General features: G+C 68.9%; 16 protein-coding genes and 1 pseudogene. 5 read left to right on the forward strand and 12 right to left on the reverse strand.

What is annotated here, in order from left to right:
- The 8 genes and pseudogenes from ACFVH2_RS24065 to ACFVH2_RS24100 all read right to left on the reverse strand — a co-directional run.
- Positions 1-165 (reverse strand): annotated as a pseudogene (locus ACFVH2_RS24065) (acetyl-CoA C-acyltransferase); the annotation flags it as partial.
- Positions 158-829, reverse strand: a complete 672-nt coding sequence (locus tag ACFVH2_RS24070) for a CoA transferase subunit B (protein ID WP_378421421.1) — start codon at positions 827-829, stop codon at positions 158-160. The gene ACFVH2_RS24070 and the pseudogene ACFVH2_RS24065, both read right to left, overlap by 8 nt.
- On the reverse strand, positions 826-1,572 hold the full coding sequence (locus tag ACFVH2_RS24075) for a CoA transferase subunit A (RefSeq protein WP_378421423.1): 747 nt from the start codon (positions 1,570-1,572) through the stop codon (positions 826-828). The genes ACFVH2_RS24070 and ACFVH2_RS24075 overlap by 4 nt, the downstream gene beginning before the upstream one ends.
- Positions 1,569-2,447: an HpcH/HpaI aldolase/citrate lyase family protein gene (locus ACFVH2_RS24080; protein WP_378421425.1), complete on the reverse strand. Its 879-nt coding sequence runs from the start codon at positions 2,445-2,447 to the stop codon at positions 1,569-1,571. The genes ACFVH2_RS24075 and ACFVH2_RS24080 overlap by 4 nt, the downstream gene beginning before the upstream one ends.
- A 1-nt stretch (position 2,448) precedes the next feature.
- Complete coding sequence (locus ACFVH2_RS24085; RefSeq protein WP_378421427.1) at positions 2,449-2,979, reverse strand: MaoC family dehydratase; 531 nt, start codon at positions 2,977-2,979, stop codon at positions 2,449-2,451.
- Positions 2,976-4,139: an acyl-CoA dehydrogenase family protein gene (locus ACFVH2_RS24090; protein WP_378421429.1), complete on the reverse strand. Its 1,164-nt coding sequence runs from the start codon at positions 4,137-4,139 to the stop codon at positions 2,976-2,978. The genes ACFVH2_RS24085 and ACFVH2_RS24090 overlap by 4 nt, the downstream gene beginning before the upstream one ends.
- Positions 4,136-6,154, reverse strand: a complete 2,019-nt coding sequence (locus ACFVH2_RS24095) for an acetyl/propionyl/methylcrotonyl-CoA carboxylase subunit alpha (protein WP_378421431.1) — start codon at positions 6,152-6,154, stop codon at positions 4,136-4,138. Before ACFVH2_RS24095 ends, ACFVH2_RS24090 begins: the two co-directional genes overlap by 4 nt.
- 5 nt (positions 6,155-6,159) lie before the next feature.
- On the reverse strand, positions 6,160-7,692 hold the full coding sequence (locus tag ACFVH2_RS24100; protein ID WP_378421433.1) for a carboxyl transferase domain-containing protein: 1,533 nt from the start codon (positions 7,690-7,692) through the stop codon (positions 6,160-6,162).
- 92 nt (positions 7,693-7,784) lie between these two features.
- Here ACFVH2_RS24100 and ACFVH2_RS24105 point away from each other — a divergent pair, with 92 nt between their 5' ends.
- A complete protein-coding gene (locus tag ACFVH2_RS24105; RefSeq protein WP_378421435.1) occupies positions 7,785-8,402 on the forward strand; it encodes a TetR/AcrR family transcriptional regulator in 618 nt (205 codons plus the stop codon).
- Positions 8,399-8,728, forward strand: coding sequence for a YnfA family protein (locus tag ACFVH2_RS24110; RefSeq protein ID WP_378421437.1), 330 nt, complete (start codon positions 8,399-8,401; stop codon positions 8,726-8,728). Before ACFVH2_RS24105 ends, ACFVH2_RS24110 begins: the two co-directional genes overlap by 4 nt.
- 9 nt (positions 8,729-8,737) lie before the next feature.
- On the opposite strand, the gene ACFVH2_RS24115 is transcribed toward ACFVH2_RS24110, so the two are convergent.
- Positions 8,738-9,385 carry a YoaK family protein gene (locus ACFVH2_RS24115; RefSeq protein ID WP_378421439.1) on the reverse strand — a complete coding sequence of 216 codons (648 nt, stop codon included), beginning with the start codon at positions 9,383-9,385 and terminating at the stop codon, positions 8,738-8,740.
- A gap of 120 nt (positions 9,386-9,505) precedes the next feature.
- Between ACFVH2_RS24115 and ACFVH2_RS24120 the strand changes: the two genes are divergently transcribed.
- A complete protein-coding gene (locus tag ACFVH2_RS24120; RefSeq protein WP_378421441.1) occupies positions 9,506-11,143 on the forward strand; it encodes an MFS transporter in 1,638 nt (545 codons plus the stop codon).
- Here ACFVH2_RS24120 and ACFVH2_RS24125 read toward each other — a convergent pair.
- Genes ACFVH2_RS24125 through ACFVH2_RS24135 form a run of 3 tightly spaced genes read right to left on the reverse strand, consistent with a single transcriptional unit; the run spans position 11,110 to position 14,326 of the window.
- The gene (locus ACFVH2_RS24125; protein ID WP_378421444.1) at positions 11,110-12,462 is read right to left on the reverse strand and encodes a diacylglycerol/lipid kinase family protein; all 1,353 of its coding nucleotides are present in this window, start codon (positions 12,460-12,462) and stop codon (positions 11,110-11,112) included. The genes ACFVH2_RS24120 and ACFVH2_RS24125 overlap by 34 nt on opposite strands.
- A 51-nt stretch (positions 12,463-12,513) precedes the next feature.
- On the reverse strand, positions 12,514-13,905 hold the full coding sequence (locus ACFVH2_RS24130) for a DUF2252 domain-containing protein (protein ID WP_378421446.1): 1,392 nt from the start codon (positions 13,903-13,905) through the stop codon (positions 12,514-12,516).
- 16 nt (positions 13,906-13,921) lie between these two features.
- A complete protein-coding gene (locus ACFVH2_RS24135) occupies positions 13,922-14,326 on the reverse strand; it encodes a hypothetical protein (RefSeq protein WP_378421448.1) in 405 nt (134 codons plus the stop codon).
- Between the two features lie 309 nt (positions 14,327-14,635).
- Here ACFVH2_RS24135 and ACFVH2_RS24140 point away from each other — a divergent pair, with 309 nt between their 5' ends.
- Together ACFVH2_RS24140 and ACFVH2_RS24145 are read left to right on the forward strand one after the other, a co-directional pair.
- Entirely contained in the window at positions 14,636-15,088 is a 453-nt protein-coding gene (locus tag ACFVH2_RS24140) for a DUF6325 family protein (RefSeq protein WP_378421450.1), read from the forward strand.
- Between the two features lie 15 nt (positions 15,089-15,103).
- Entirely contained in the window at positions 15,104-15,400 is a 297-nt protein-coding gene (locus tag ACFVH2_RS24145; protein ID WP_378421452.1) for an SHOCT domain-containing protein, read from the forward strand.
- Positions 15,401-15,452: the final 52 nt, after the last annotated feature.

Consider the following 15,452-nt stretch of genomic DNA (forward strand, 5'->3'; position numbering starts at 1 on the left):
GATCACGTACTGCACCTGCTCCGGCGCGACACCCGCCTTGTCGAGGGCACCCCTGATCGCGATGCCGCCGAGATCGGACCCGGAGAAGTCCTTCAACGATCCGAGGAGCCTGCCCACGGGGGTGCGGGCTCCGGCGACGATGACAGAACTGGTGGACTCAGACATTGATCTCCCTCGATTCGTTCACGATGACGGCGGTATCGACGACCAGTTCGGTCGCCGTCGCGGCCCTGACGTCCTCGGCGGTCACCCCGGGAGCGAGCTCGCGAAGGATCAACTTCTCGCCGTCGACGTCGATGACGGCCAAGTTCGTGATGATGCGGTGCACCACCGCACGCCCAGTCAGCGGCAACGTGCATCGATCGACGATCTTCGCGTCGCCGTCACGGTCGGTGTGTTCCATGACCACGATGACCCGCCGGGCACCGTGTACCAGATCCATGGCGCCACCCATGCCCTTGACCATCTTGCCGGGCACCATCCAGTTGGCGAGGTCCCCACTGCGGGAGACCTGCATGCCACCGAGAACCGCGGTGTCGATGTGTCCACCGCGAATCATCCCGAACGACAACGCCGAATCGAAGAACGCCGCACCAGGATTGACGGTCACCGTTTCCTTTCCCGCGTTGATCAGGTCCGGATCGACCCGGTCCTCGGTGGGGTACGGTCCGGTGCCGAGGATGCCGTTCTCCGAGTGCAGGACCACCTTGACCCCGTCGGACAGGTAGTTCGGGATCAGGGTCGGCAGACCGATTCCCAGGTTGACGTACTCGCCGTCGACCATCTCCGCGGCGGCGCGCTGCGCCATCTGCTCACGTGACCAACTCATGCCGACACCGTCCGCTTCTCGATTCGCTTGTCCTGCTGCCCCGTGTGCACGATGCGCTGGACGAACACCCCGGGCACGTGCACCTGTGCGGGATCGATCTCGCCCGGCTCGACCAGCTTCTCGACCTGCGCGACGGTGACCCGGCCCGCCATCGCGGCCAGCGGGTTGAAGTTCATCGCGGTCTTGCTGAACACCAGATTGCCCTCGGTGTCGCCGATCTCGGCGTGCACCAGCGCGTAGTCGGCGACGATCGACTCCTCGAGCACGTATGTCTTGCCGCGGATCACACGGGTCTCCTTCGGCGGGGAGGCGATGGCGACGGAACCGTCTACGTTGTAGCGCCAGGGCAGTCCGCCCTCGCTGATCGGCGTGCCCACTCCGGCGGGAGTGAAGAAGGCCGGGATCCCGGCCCCACCGGCACGCAGCCGCTCGGCGAGGGTCCCCTGCGGGGTCAGCTCCACCTCGAGCTCCCCCGACAAGTACTGGCGCGCGAACTCCTTGTTCTCCCCGACATAGGACGCGGTGACCCGCCGAATCCGTCCTGCGGAGAGCAGGATTCCGAGACCGAAGTCATCGACCCCGCAGTTGTTGGAGTACACCTCGAGGCCGCCGACACCGCGCTCGGCGAGTGCGCCGATCAGGTCGGAGGGGATGCCGCACAGGCCGAATCCGCCCACGGCGAGGGTGGACCCGTCGGCGACGTCGGAGACCGCGTCGGCCGCGCTCGCCCAGACCTTGCTCATCGATTCCCTCCGTTCTCGGTGGCGGTCCCGGCGGCGCCGGACCGCCGCACGATTGCCTCGGCGTGCCGGAGGACCGGGGCGTCCACCATCTTTCCCTCGAACGCGAAGACTCCACGCTGGTCCGACACCGCAGCGAGAACCCTTTGCGCCCAATTGATCTCGTCCTCGCTCGGCTCGTACGCCGCCCCGATCACCGCGACCTGGCTCGGATGGATCGCCACCTTCGCGTCGAACCCGACCGCTACCGCGTCGTCGGCCTCGGCCCGCAGCCCGTCCAGGTCCCCGATGTCCAGGTACACCGAATCCAGCGCGAAGAGTCCGTGCGCCTTGGCCGCGAGCAGCGACACGGACCGGACGTGCCGGGCGACGTCGCGGTACGAACCGTCCTCGTGCCGGCTGGAGTTGCCGCCCAGCGCCGCGACGAGGTCCTCCGCTCCCCACATCACCCCGATCGCGTTGGCGACCTCGGCCGATTCGGCCACACTGAGCGCACCTGCCGGCGACTCGATCAGCGCGATCACCTCACGGGGCGCCAGGGAGCGCACCTGCTCGGCCGATTCGCACTTGGGCAGCATCACTCGCGGGTACCGCGTCCGCGACAGCGCGGCCAGGTCGAGGGCCTGGTCCTCGGTCCCCGCCGCGTTGATCCGCACCACCGTGCGTTCCGGGTCCAGCGGGTTGTCCACCAGTGCGCGTCGCGCCGCATCCTTGTCCGCTGGACCGACACCGTCCTCGAGGTCGAGGATGACGACGTCCGCCACCGCCGCCGCCTTCGCGTAACGCTCCGGCCGATCCGCCGGGCAGAACAGCCAGGCAGGCCCGGGCGGTGTCCACAGAGCGGGGCCTGCGGAACGGTCGGGAGATGAGGTCTCCACGTCATTCCTCCGTCGGGTCGGGGCGCTTGCGCACCAACGTCTTCCGGACTGCGGTCGCGACGACGTCGCCGTGCTGGTTGCGTCCGGTGTGAGCGAAGGTCACGATGCCCTCACCCGGACGGCTCTTCGACTCGCGCTTGTCGGTGATCACGGTCTCCGCGTACAGCGTGTCCCCGTGGAAGAGCGGCTTCGGAAAGGCGATCTCGGAGAATCCGAGATTGCCCACGATCGTGCCCTGGGTGAGCTGTGTGACCGAGAGCCCGACCAGGGTGGAGAGCGTGAACATCGAGTTCACCAGCCGCGCGTTGAACGGCGGCAGCGCGTCGCTGAACGCGGCGTCGAGGTGCAACGCCTGGGTGTTCATCGTCAGCGTGGTGAACAGAACGTTGTCGGCCTCGGTGACGGTGCGGCCGGGGCGGTGTTCGTAGACGACGCCGGTCTCGAACTCCTCGAACCAGAGTCCCCGTTGGACAACCCTTCTGGCGGGTTCGGTCCTATCCCCCGTCGCTTCGCTCGCCCCGCCGGTGGTCACAGCCCCGCCTCACGAGCGATGAGCATCAGCTGCACCTCGGTGGTGCCCTCGCCGATCTCGAGGATCTTGCTGTCCCGGTAGTGGCGGGCCACCGGGTACTCGTTCATGAAGCCGTAGCCGCCGAAGATCTGCGTGGCGTCGCGCGCGTTGTCCATCGCCGCCTCGCTGGCGACCAGCTTGGCGATGGAGGCCTGCTTCTTGAAGGGCTTGCCCGCCAACATGAGCGCGGCGGCGTCGTAATAGGCGGTGCGGGCGACGTGCGCACGCACCTCCATCCGGGCAATCTTGAAAGCGATGGCCTGGTTGGCGCCGATCGGCTTGCCGAACGCCTCGCGCTCCTTGGCGTACTTCACCGATTCGTCGACGCAGCCCTGGGCGGCGCCCACGCTCAGTGCGGCGATGGCGATCCGTCCCTCGTCGAGGATGCGCAGGAAGTTGGCGTAGCCGCGGCCGCGCTCGCCCAGCAGGTTCTCCCGGGGCACGCGCACGTCCTGGAACGTCAGCGGGTGCGTGTCCGAGGCGTTCCAGCCGACCTTGTTGTAGGCGGGTTCGGCCGTGAATCCCGGTGTGCTGGTGGGCACCAGGATGGTGGAGATCTCCTTCTTGCCACCCTCCTTCACCCCGGTGACGGCGGTGACGGTGACCAGCTTGGTGATGTCGGTGCCGGAGTTGGTGATGAACTGCTTGTTGCCGTTGATCACCCAGTCCTCGCCGTCCTCACGGGCGGTGGTCCGGGTGCCGCCGGCGTCGCTGCCCGCGCCGGGTTCGGTCAAGCCGAAGGCCGCCAACGACTTTCCGCTCGTCAGCTGCGGCAGCCACTCCTGCTTCTGCGCCTCGTTGCCGAAGCGGTAGATCGGCATCGCACCGAGTGAGACGCCCGCCTCGAGGGTGATGGCCACCGACTGGTCGACCTTGCCCAGTTCCTCGAGCGCCAGGCAGAGCGCGAAGTAGTCGCCGCCCTGCCCGCCGTACTCCTCGGGGAACGGCAATCCGAACAGGCCGAGGTCGGCCATGCCTGCGACGACCTCGTACGGGAAGGTGTGGTTCGCGTCGTGCTCGGCGGCGACCGGCGCGACGACGCTCTGCGCGAAGTCCCGAACGGCCTTCGCCAGCTGCTGGTACTCGTCGGGCAGCTCTCCGGTGGACAGGTACTCGGTCATGACGCGGCGTCCTTCGTCTCGGTCTCGATGGTGGTTTCGGTGGGTACGACTCGGGCCAGCAGTTGGTCGACCTTCACCTGGTCGCCCGCTGCGACCAGGAGTTCGACGGTGCCGTCGATCGGCGAGGTCAGGGAGTGCTCCATCTTCATCGCCTCGACGACCACGACGGTCGCGCCCGCGGTGACGGTCGCGCCGGACTCGACACCGACGGCGATGACGGCTCCGGGCATCGGACTGGTCAGTTCGGCCTCACCGGCGTGCGCGTCACCGACACGGACGTTGACCTCGGCGACCTCCCGGACCATCGCGATGCCCGACGGGGACGCCAGCCACAGGTGCCCGTCGTGCTCGGCGACCCGGTACGTCTCGTGCCGGCCGTCCAGGGTCATGCGCAGTTCGTCGCCGGTCAACGAGGCGGTCAGGCAGCGAGATTCGCCGTCCTCGAGCGCCACTGTCGCCGACTCCGGCCGTCCGGTGATCCGAACGTGCTCGGCACGCGTCGCGGTCGCGAGCCGGAGGCTCGTCGGCACGGCGCCACCGACCCGCCATCCGTTCGGCACGGCCCACGGGTCCGCCGCGGCTCGCGGCCACCCCGTCAGCCAGCGGTAGGTGCCTGCCGCGACCACCTGGGCGTCGGTCGGCTCGGGCGCCACGAAGTGCTCGAGGCGGCGATCGAGCAGTCCCGTGTCGAGATTGCCCGCCATCACGTCCGGATCGGCGAGCAGGAACCGCACGAAGTCGATGTTCGTGACGACACCGAGCACCGCGGTGTCGGCGAGCGCCCGGTCCAGGCCGCGTAGTGCCGCGTCGCGAGTGGCTGCGTGCACGATCACCTTGGACAGCATCGGGTCGTAGTCGCTGCCGACGACCGTTCCGATGCGCAGGCCGGAGTCGACGCGCACACCGGGACCGGTCGGCTCGGCGAGGTCCACCACGGTGCCGCCGGTCGGCAGGAACCCGCGGGCGGGGTCCTCCGCATATACCCGGGCCTCGATCGCGTGCCCGGTCATCGTGATGTCGTCCTGGGCGAGGGTGAGCTTCTCTCCCGCCGCGACCCGGACCTGCCACTCGACCAGGTCGACACCGGTGACCATCTCGGTGACCGGGTGCTCGACCTGCAGGCGGGTGTTCATCTCCATGAAGAAGAACTCGTCGGGTCGGTCCGCGGAGACGATGAACTCCACGGTGCCGGCGCCGGAGTAGTCGACGCTGCGGGCGGTGTTGCAGGCCGCCTCACCGATCCGGGCCCGGGTCTGCGCGTCGAGCAGCGGCGAGGGCGCTTCCTCGATCACCTTCTGGTGGCGGCGCTGCAGGCTGCACTCGCGCTCACCGAGGTGGACCACGTTGCCGTGATTGTCGGCGAGAATCTGCACCTCGATGTGCCTGGGCCGCAACACGAACCGCTCCAGGAACAGGGTGTCGTCGCCGAACGCCGACGCCGCCTCGCGGCGCGCACTGAGGAGCGCGTCGGCCAGCTTGCCGGGTTCCTCGACCAGGCGCATGCCCTTGCCCCCGCCGCCTGCGGACGGCTTCACCAGCACCGGGTAGCCGATGTCCTCGGCGGCGGCGATCAGTTCGTCGTCGGTCAGCCCGGGCCGGGCGATCCCGGGTACCACCGGCACCTCGAACGCCGCGACCGCGTTCTTGGCGGTGATCTTGTCGCCCATCACCTCGATGGCGCGGGCGGACGGTCCGAGGAAGGCGATGCCTGCGGCCTCGAGCGCGGCCGCGAACTCCGCGTTCTCGGACAGGAATCCGTAGCCGGGATGCACTGCCTGGGCGCCGGTGCGCCGCGCCGCGTCGACGACCTTGCCGATGTCGAGATAGCTCTCGCGCGCGGCGGCGGGACCGAGCAGCACCGCGGCGTCGGCCTCACGAACGTGCCGGGCACCGGCATCCGCCTCGCTGTAGACGGCGACCGAGCGGATGCCCATCGCGCGCAGGGTGCGGATGACGCGGACCGCGATCTCACCGCGGTTCGCGACCAGGACCGTGTCGAACAGTGTCGAAGTCATCTCACTCACATCCGGAAGACGCCGTAGGAGACCGGCTCGATCGGCGCCTGCGCGCACACCGAAAGTGCCAGTCCGAGAACAGTTCTGGTATCGGCGGGATCGATGATTCCATCGTCCCACAGTCGGGCGGTCGAATAGTAGGGGTTGCCCTGGGTCTCGTACTGGGCACGAATCTCGTCCGGGTCGTTGCCGGAACCGACGGCGCCGAGCACCTGGGCGGCCTGCTCACCGCCCATCACCGAGATGCGGGCGTTGGGCCACATCCACAGGAAGCGGGGCGAGTACGCACGGCCGCACATCGAGTAGTTGCCCGCGCCGTACGAACCGCCGATCACGACCGTCAGCTTCGGCACCCGCGCACAGGCCACCGCGGTCACCATCTTCGCGCCGTGCTTGGCGATGCCGCCGGCCTCGTAGTCGCGGCCGACCATGAAGCCGGCGATGTTCTGCAGGAACACCAGCGGGACGCTGCGCTTGTCGCACAACTCGATGAAGTGCGCCCCCTTCATCGCGGACTCGGCGAACAGCACGCCGTTGTTGGCGACGATGCCGACGGGATGCCCGTGAATGTGCGCGAAACCGGTGACCAGGGTCTTGCCGTACTCGGCCTTGAACTCCTGGAACTCGCCACCGTCGACGAGCCGGGTGATCACCTCGTGCACGTCGTACGGGGTGCGCGGGTCCGTGGGGACGACGTCGTACAGCTCGGCCTGGTCGGCGACCGGATCCACCGTCTCCCGCACGTCCCACGGTCGCTCGGTGCGCGGGCCGAGGGTGGCGACGATGTTCCGCACGATCCGGAGCGCGTCCTGGTCGTCCTCGGCCAGGTGGTCGGTGACGCCGGAGACCTTCGAGTGCAGGTCGCCGCCGCCCAACTCCTCGGCCGTGACGACCTCACCGGTCGCCGCCTTCACCAGGGGCGGACCGCCCAGGAAGATGGTGCCCTGGTTGCGCACGATCACGGCCTCGTCGCTCATCGCGGGCACGTACGCGCCGCCTGCGGTACACGAACCCATCACCGATGCGATCTGCGCAATTCCCTTGGCGCTCATGGTCGCCTGGTTGTAGAAGATCCTGCCGAAGTGCTCGCGGTCCGGGAACACCTCGTCCTGCCGGGGCAGGAAGGCGCCACCGGAGTCGACGAGGTAGACGCATGGCAGGTTGTTCTGCAGCGCGATCTCCTGCGCCCGCAGGTGCTTCTTGACGGTCATCGGGTAGTAGGTGCCACCCTTGACCGTCGCGTCGTTGGCGACGATCACGCATTCGCGGCCGGAGACGCGTCCGATGCCGGCGATCATGCCCGCCCCCGGGCACTCGTCGTCGTAGAGACCGTTCGCCGCGAGCGGGGAGAATTCGAGGAACGGGCTGCCCGGGTCGAGCAGCGTGTCCACCCGGTCCCGCGGGAGCAACTTGCCGCGGTCGACGTGCCGTTGCCGCGACTTCTCGCTGCCGCCGAGCGCGGCCGTGGCCAGCCGCTCGCGCAGCTCGCCGACCAGGCGCGTGTGCTCGGCCCTGTTGCGATCCCCGTCGAAGGTCATACCGCCGCTCCGTCTGCTAGGTCGATGCCATTCGGTTAATCACCGATAACCGAATCTAAGATAACTATGATTAACTGAGTTGTCCAGATCCTTTGACGGAGGGAGGTGTCGACGTGGCATCCGAGAACCAGACCGCACGCAGCCGCGCGAAGGCCGACCGGCGCAGGCAACTGCTGCAGGCCGCGGCGCGACTGATCGCCGAACGCGGGTTCGTCGGGGTCCGACTCGAGGACCTGGGGTCCGCGGTCGGGATCAGTGGGCCCGCCGTCTACCGGTACTTCCCCAACAAGGAGGCACTGCTCGTCGAACTGCTCGTCGACATCAGTCGCCGCCTGCTCGACGGGGGCACGGCGGTGGCCGAGGCGGCGCAGTCACCGGAGGACGCGCTCGCCGGCCTCGTCGAGTTCCACCTCGACTTCGCCCTCGGCGAGCCCGACCTCATCCGGGTCCAGGACCGCGACCTCGAGTCCCTGCCACCCGCGGAGCGTCGTCAGGTACGCCAGTTCCAGCGGCGGTACGTCGAGGTCTGGGTGCAGGTCCTGCAGAAGGTCGACCCGGTACTCGAGGAAGCGGACGCCCGGATCAAGGCGCACGCGACGTTCGGACTGATCAACTCGACACCGCACTCCGCGAGCCGCACCTCGGCCACCCGCACGCGCACGATCCTGCGACAGATGACGGTCGCAGCGTTGGCCCCGGGGGCGGCATGACTGTCGCGAAGTCCGTTGCCCTGTTCGCCGTCGCGGCGGTGTTCGAGATCGGCGGTGCCTGGCTCGTGTGGCAGGGCGTCCGCGAGCACCGCGGCTGGCTCTGGGTCGGCCTGGGGATCGTGGCCCTCGGCGCCTACGGCTTCGTCGCCACCCTCCAGCCAGACGCGAACTTCGGCCGGATCCTCGCCGCGTATGGCGGGGTCTTCGTCGCCGGCTCGCTGGTCTGGGGCATGGCCCTCGACGGCTTCCGCCCGGACCGTTGGGACGTCGCGGGCGCGCTGCTCTGCCTTGTCGGGGTCGCGGTCATCATGTACGCGCCGCGCTGACGATCGCGCTCACGTCCGGGGCTCGACCCGCGCCGACGCGATTGCGAGCCCCAGTGCCGTGGCCGCGGCGAGCCACAGCCCGGTCAGCCCGATCCACCGGTGCACGGCGGCGCCCGCGACCACACCGAGCACCAACCCGAGCCACAGCACCGCGAATCGCACCCACGCCCAGCGGGGACCGCCCGTCAACGCCCCGCCGATGCCCTGGCCCAGTTTCACCAGCGTCCCGGTCATGTACGTCAGACTGATCGAGGCCTGCGCGCTCCCCTCGAAGACCGTGTTCTCCACCCCCATCGCGAGCACCAGCGCGGTGACGATCACCTGCGTCGGCGCGAACGGATGCACCACCGCCGCGAACGCCAGCAGCACCGCAACCAGTCCCAGGACCGTGGGCCCGCGACGACTCGCCGCCCGGTGCCCGAGCAGGGACCCGAGCACGACACCCAGAACGAACAGCGCGATCACCGCGGCGCCCACCTCGGCCGGATGCCATCCGCCGCCGACGGCCGCGACCGCGGCTCGGGTCGAGTTGCCGCTCATGAAGGAGACGAAGAATCCGCCGAGGACGATGAACCCCATCGCGTCCACGTATCCGGCGAGCGCGGCGAGCAGGACGGCCATCGTGGCGGTGGCTCGACCGGCGTTGGCGATCACCATGGCCTCCTCGCGTCGACCTCATTCCAACACATGAGGTCCGCGCCCGGCGGGTCCTGCTGGACCGGCCGGTGTGGTCGGCGTTCGACCGAAAAACGACCCTCCCGGTGGGATACTTCCCCTGTGTCCGCGGCAAGGGAGCATTCGGGTTCTCGACTCGTGCTGCTGGTGCTCGCCTCCGGGCAGTTCCTCATGACGCTCGACAGTTCGGTGATGAACGTGTCCATGGCCACCGTCGCCGCGGACGTGGGTACCACCATCACCGGAATCCAGACGGCGATCACGTTGTACACCCTGGTGATGGCCACCTTGATGATCACCGGCGGCAAGGTGGGCGCCATCCTGGGCCGCCGACGCGCCTTCGGATTGGGTCTGGTCGTCTACGGAGCGGGCTCGCTGACGACGGCGCTGGCACCCGATCTCACGGTGCTGCTGCTCGGTTGGTCTCTGCTCGAGGGAATCGGGGCGGCCCTGATCATGCCGGCGATCGTGTCGCTGGTCGCAGCGAACTTCCCGCCCGAGCGCCGGACCGCCGCGTACGGTCTGGTGGCCGCGGCAGGTGCGATGGCCGTAGCCGTCGGCCCGCTCCTCGGCGGTGCGGTCACCACCTTCGCGTCCTGGCGGTATGTCTTCGCCGGCGAGGTCGTGATCGTCGCGGCCATCCTGGCGGTGCTGCGCAAGGTGCAGGACGTTCCGCCGTCACGAGTGCGACTCGACCTGGTGGGGTCGGGCCTGTCGGTGTTGGGGCTGGGCGCACTGGTGTACGGGGTGCTGCGCTCGAGCGAGTGGGGGTGGGTGCTGCCCAAGCCCGAAGGGCCGCAACTGATGGGACTGTCGCCCGTCATCTGGCTGCTGCTGGCCGGGCTGATCGTGATGTACGGGTTCCTGCGCTGGGAGACGTACCTGGCGAACGCGGACCGGCAACCGCTGCTCGACCCCGCGCTCCTGCGCAACCGCCAGCTCTCGGGCGGACTCTCGATGTTCTTCGCACAGTTCCTCGTTCAGGCCGGCGTCTTCTTCTCGGTTCCGCTCTTCCTGTCCGTGGTACTCGAACTCAGTGCCGTAGAGACCGGCCTGCGGATCCTGCCGCTGTCGATCGCCCTCGTCCTGGCCGCCGCGGGTATCCCCAAGTTCCTGCCGCACGCGAATCCGCGCCGCGTGGTCCGGCTCGGACTCGGGTCGATGATCGTCGGGATCCTGATCCTGGTCGCAGGCATGTCCCCCGGCAGCGACGCCGCGGTCGTCATGGTCCCCATGCTGTTCATGGGTCTCGGGCTGGGCGCGCTGTCCTCGCAGCTCGGCGCCGTCACGGTGTCCGCCGTGCCGGACTCGCAGAGCGCCGAGGTGGGCGGGCTGCAGAACACCGCAACCAATCTCGGTGCGTCACTCGGCACGGCGCTGATCGGCTCGGTGATGATCGCCACCCTGACCACGTCGGTCATCGCCGGTATCGAGAACAACCCGGCCGTGCCCGTCTCGGTGCAGCAGCAGGCCTCCACCGAACTGGCCGGCGGGGTTCCGTTCCTGTCGACCACCCAGTTGCAGGACGCGCTGGAGTCCGCGGGCGTGACCGGCACTGCCGCCGACGCCGTGGTCGACGTCAACGCAGATGCGCGGCTCGACGCGCTCCGGGTAGCACTCGCGCTGACCGCCCTACTCGCCGTCGCGGCGCTGTTCGCCACCGGCCGGGTGCCCGCCAGGGCGGTGGGTTCGCCGGTACGAGAAGATCATTCGCTGACCGAGGACACTGCCGCGGGCTGAGATCCCGTCGCCAGGGCGCGCAAGCGCACCCAGTCGAGAGTCGGTTTCGGAGTCCGCACCCCCGGCCGATGAAGAGGCACACGCACCCGCAGGGCTCCCGGCCTGATCGCACAGTGCACGGGCGTCCGGATCATCAGCGACTCGCCGTCGACCCCGACAGATATCTCGTCCGCGTCGGCGTCCACGACCACCGCACGGACGGACTGCTGGGTGAGACCGCGTTGCCGCGAGCGGTTGAGCAGTCCCACTGCCTGGCGTGTGCTGTCCACCGAGATCGTCACCACACCCAGGTTTCCGGCATCCAGGCTCGTCCGTCTGCCCAGCCCGGCCAAATCGTTGGTGCGGTACGGGCCGTTGCTCACGAGCACGGCCTGCGGTCCCGCCACGGTGATCCCGGCGGCTCGCACGACCAGTCGAGCGCCCCGGTGGCCCTTGATCAGGTCGGGCAGCATGCGCAGCACCGTCCGGGTCTTGTCGTTCCGGTATGCCGGACTCTGCACCACCTCGGCGTAGACACCGAAGGACGCGTTGTTGACGAATGTGCGCCCGTTCAACGAGCCGAGGTCCACCCGAAGTTCGACCCCCTCGCGCAACGCGTCCAGGCACGTCGCGGGGTCGTCACGGTCGAGGCCGAGATCCAGCGCGAAATGGTTGCGGGTCCCCGCGCTGATCACCAGGAATGGGAGATCGTGCTCGGCCGCCACCGCGGCCACCAGCGCCTGGGTTCCGTCGCCGCCTGCGACACCGAGCAGGTCGGCGCCGCGGTCCACCGCCGCACGCGCGAGCGCCGTGACGTCGACCTCGCCCGGCCCTTCCAGCAGTGCGACCTCCGCGCCCAGCGCTCGAGCCTTGCGCTCGAGATCGAACTTCTCCACCTTGCCGCCACCCGAGTGCGGGTTCATCACCAGGAACGGGTGTCGTGGCTGCGGGGCGGACCGCTCGGGTGTCCCTTCGAGTCGACTGTCCGCGAGCGCGATACGAGCACACATGACGGCGAGCGCGAAGACCCCCAGCGAGACCAGGACGACCCACAGCAGCTGTGCCCGCACGAACAGGACCACCACGACGATCGGGCTGAGGACCGCCACCGCGAGTGCGATCCAGCGGAGCGCGCCGCGGCTGGTCAGGAACAGGTACAGCGCGGCAACGGTCACCGCCGCGCCGCCGACCCCAGCCACGAGCAGTGCGATCGCGGCGAGTACTCCCGCCACCACCACCGGAAGCGCGGCCGCGCAGAACGCGGCCGCGAAAGCGGACCGGGCCCACCACCGGCGAGCCGCGCTGCCGGGTATCGGCGGTGAGCCCGGGTCGTTGTTCATGTGCTGCCCCCAAGGCGTACATGTGGTGGACGGGGATTCTCCGGTGCCGTGTCACAAGCCGAGACGTGCCTCGACCCTGCCTGCGGCTATGGCCTCGAGCAACACCGCGTGGTCTCGGGCATTCTGGTCGGCATAGGTCTCCGCGAACTCTGCGATGGCGTGGTCGAATTCGGTGTCCGAGCCGAGGTATGCGGCGATCGCCACCCGGTCACCGGAACGAGCGTGCGCGTAGGCCAGTGCCCGCCCGCACAGGCGTCCGTACAACGCCATCGCGGTCGGTGCCATCGTGTCGATCACCGCGGAGCCCTTGCCGTCACGCAACTGGCGCAGGTAGAAGTCGCGCCGAACACCGTCGGCACCTGGTCCCTGCTGCCAGCCGAGGAAGATGTCGCTGGCCGCCTGCATCAGGCGCTGCCCCTCCACGACGCGTTCGCCCTCGTTCGAGAACGACGGACCCTCCAGATGTCCGGCCAGCACCGACGGCTGGGCCTCCTTCGCCTGGAGGAAGAGCGGGTCGTCCTGGTCGACACCTCGAAACAGGAGGATCCAGGCCCTGGTGCCGACGCTACCCACCCCGACCACCTTGCGCGCGGCCTGCACGAGTTCGAAACGATCGAACAGGACCCGCCGATTGGCCTGTAGCGTCTGCCGGTACTCCGCGAGCCGGTGTCGGAGCTCCGCGTAGAGCAGCTTGACGTCGGCGTCCGGGAAGACCTCCTCGATGGGCATGACCAACGGAGGGAAGCTGTTGATTCGCCGCCTGCCCTCCACGACCGCGGTCAGTTTGGCCAACGCCTGGACGCTGTCGCGGTGCGACGACTTCTCGAGCGCCTTCCGGATCCGCTTGCTCGTCGAGGTGTCGAGTTCGTCCCGTAGCTCGGCGAGTTCCGCCGTGGGCTCGATGTGCGAATACCAGACCGCGAGGGTTCCCCGCTCCGCCTGTCGCGCCATGATCTCGCGGTACTCGGCGATGCACGCGAGGGTGACCCGTGCGCGTTGCTTGTCGGCGAACCCGTTTTCCCGCCCGGCAACCGCGAGGCTGCCGGCCAGGCGCTTGACGTCCCATTCGAACGGACCCGGGTAGGTCTCGTCGAAATCGTTGATGTCGAACGCCACCTTGCGCTCCGGCGTGGCGTAGAGGCCGAAATTGCCCATGTGCGCATCCCCGCACAGGTGCGTGCGCAGACCCGTACCGGGTGCGTGGGACAGATCGTCGGCCATGATCCGCGCGCCACCCCGATAGAACGCGAACGCGGTGCTGGCCATCCGCCCGTACCGCACGGGAACGAGCTGCGGGACACGGGTCGCTGCCTGCAGCTCGAGCAGGTCGAGCACCGCCCGCTGGCGCGCGCCGTCGTGCTCCGCCAGTGCCGCGAAGGGCACCGCGCGTCGCGCAGCGCGGCCGCGTTCGGCGCGGTCGACCCGGGTGAGCGGATCGGTCATGTCACTCGACGGGTCGTCAGCCGACCTCGTCGGGCTTCCAGGTCGACACCGCCCAGATGACGACGATGTCGAGCGCGATGATCAGCACAGACCACCACGGGTAGTACGGGAGCCAGAGGAAGTTGGCGATCAGCGACAGCGCCGCGAGACCGATCGCACAGATTCGGGCCCAGCTCGCCCCCGTGAAGAGCGCAAGTCCGACGAGCACGATCAGCGCGCCGAGCACGATGTGAATCCAGCCCCAGGACGTGAGGTCGAACTTGTAGGTGTACGAGACACCGACGACGAACACGTCGTCCTTCGCCACCGCGGCTATTCCCTGCAACACCTGGAGCACGCCGACGGTCACCAGCAGTATCGCCGCGCCGATCGAGGTGCCGGCCGCGACCTGACTCTTGACGGACGAATTGTTTTCCGACATCTCCGGTCTCCCTTCGTGGAACACCATGACGATTCACTTCGATTCTCCGCCTGTCGGGGCGATTTGGTGGGCGAACGCGTGCACGGAATTGCCGGGTGTTGCGCGAAGAAAGCCCAGTGAGACGGGGCCGGACCGAACTATGCTCGACAATGATCGACGGAACCTCGTCGGCTCCACGGGACCGCGGAACCGCCGGACTCGAGCCGGATGCGTCGCCACTGGAATCGGTTGCCCGCGCCCGCGCTGCAGTGGTGCCGCCGACCGCGCAGCCTGCGCCAGGCACTCCCACCGGCCCCAGAGAGGTTCCCCATGACCGACGACATCGCATTCGAAGACATCGGGCCGATCGACTATCTCGTCATCGAGTTTCCCGCCGACCGGAGCCCGGACGGTTCCGCGCTGCCACTGCTGCTCGACCTGGTGGATCGAGGCGTGGTGCGGGTTCTGGACCTGGCGTTCGTCCGCAAGCTGGCCGACGGCTCGGTCGTCGGGGTCGACATCTCCGACCTCGGATTCGAGGGTGACATCGAGGTGTCCGTGTTCGCCGAGGCCTCCTCGGGCCTGCTCGACAGCGCAGACCTCGACGAGGCGGCCGCCATCCTCGAGCCGGGTTGCTCGGCAGCCGTTCTCGTCTACGAGAACCACTGGGCGGCGCCGTTCGCCGCGGCGCTCCGACACAGTGGCGCCCAGCTCGTGGCCTCGGGCCGTATCCCCGTCCAGGGCATCCTCGCATCGCTCGATGCGCTCGAAACCCAACCGTGAACCAAGGAGGCCATCATGCCCGGACTTCTCCGCGGGGTTGCCCGCACCGCCGCGATCGCCGGAACCGCGACCGCCGTCTCCAACCGGGTGTCCCGCCGCCAGGGGCAGCGGTGGGCGTCGCAGGAGCAGGCGGCACAACCTGCGCCGCAGTCCCCACCACCTCAGCCCCAGCCCGTGAACGCGGCACCGGAGCCCGGCACCTCGGGGATGGACCGCATCACCGCCTTGAAAGAACTCGGCGAGCTCCACGCCAGCGGCGTGCTCGACGACGACGAATTCAGGGCGGAGAAGGCCCGGATTCTGGAGCAGTGAGTCCACGCTGACGCGCGCACCCCGCGCCCTCGAGCGAGGGTCGCGGGGTGCG

This window comes from Rhodococcus sp. NPDC127527 (assembly GCF_042672245.1).
Classification (GTDB): Bacteria; Actinomycetota; Actinomycetes; order Mycobacteriales; family Mycobacteriaceae; genus Rhodococcus_G.

What these genes read in the sequence shown, in the direction of transcription:
- ACFVH2_RS24145 (WP_378421452.1), top strand. Translation starts at nt 15,104, where the DNA reads ATGCCCGGACTTCTCCGCGGGGTTGCCCGCACCGCCGCGATCGCCGGA.
- ACFVH2_RS24090 (WP_378421429.1), bottom strand. Translation starts at nt 4,139, where the DNA reads ATGACCGAGTACCTGTCCACCGGAGAGCTGCCCGACGAGTACCAGCAG.
- ACFVH2_RS24135 (WP_378421448.1), bottom strand. Translation starts at nt 14,326, where the DNA reads ATGTCGGAAAACAATTCGTCCGTCAAGAGTCAGGTCGCGGCCGGCACC.
- ACFVH2_RS24110 (WP_378421437.1), top strand. Translation starts at nt 8,399, where the DNA reads ATGACTGTCGCGAAGTCCGTTGCCCTGTTCGCCGTCGCGGCGGTGTTC.
- ACFVH2_RS24070 (WP_378421421.1), bottom strand. Translation starts at nt 829, where the DNA reads ATGAGTTGGTCACGTGAGCAGATGGCGCAGCGCGCCGCCGCGGAGATG.
- ACFVH2_RS24115 (WP_378421439.1), bottom strand. Translation starts at nt 9,385, where the DNA reads ATGGTGATCGCCAACGCCGGTCGAGCCACCGCCACGATGGCCGTCCTG.
- ACFVH2_RS24095 (WP_378421431.1), bottom strand. Translation starts at nt 6,154, where the DNA reads ATGACTTCGACACTGTTCGACACGGTCCTGGTCGCGAACCGCGGTGAG.
- ACFVH2_RS24130 (WP_378421446.1), bottom strand. Translation starts at nt 13,905, where the DNA reads ATGACCGATCCGCTCACCCGGGTCGACCGCGCCGAACGCGGCCGCGCT.
- ACFVH2_RS24075 (WP_378421423.1), bottom strand. Translation starts at nt 1,572, where the DNA reads ATGAGCAAGGTCTGGGCGAGCGCGGCCGACGCGGTCTCCGACGTCGCC.
- ACFVH2_RS24125 (WP_378421444.1), bottom strand. Translation starts at nt 12,462, where the DNA reads ATGAACAACGACCCGGGCTCACCGCCGATACCCGGCAGCGCGGCTCGC.
- ACFVH2_RS24100 (WP_378421433.1), bottom strand. Translation starts at nt 7,692, where the DNA reads ATGACCTTCGACGGGGATCGCAACAGGGCCGAGCACACGCGCCTGGTC.
- ACFVH2_RS24140 (WP_378421450.1), top strand. Translation starts at nt 14,636, where the DNA reads ATGACCGACGACATCGCATTCGAAGACATCGGGCCGATCGACTATCTC.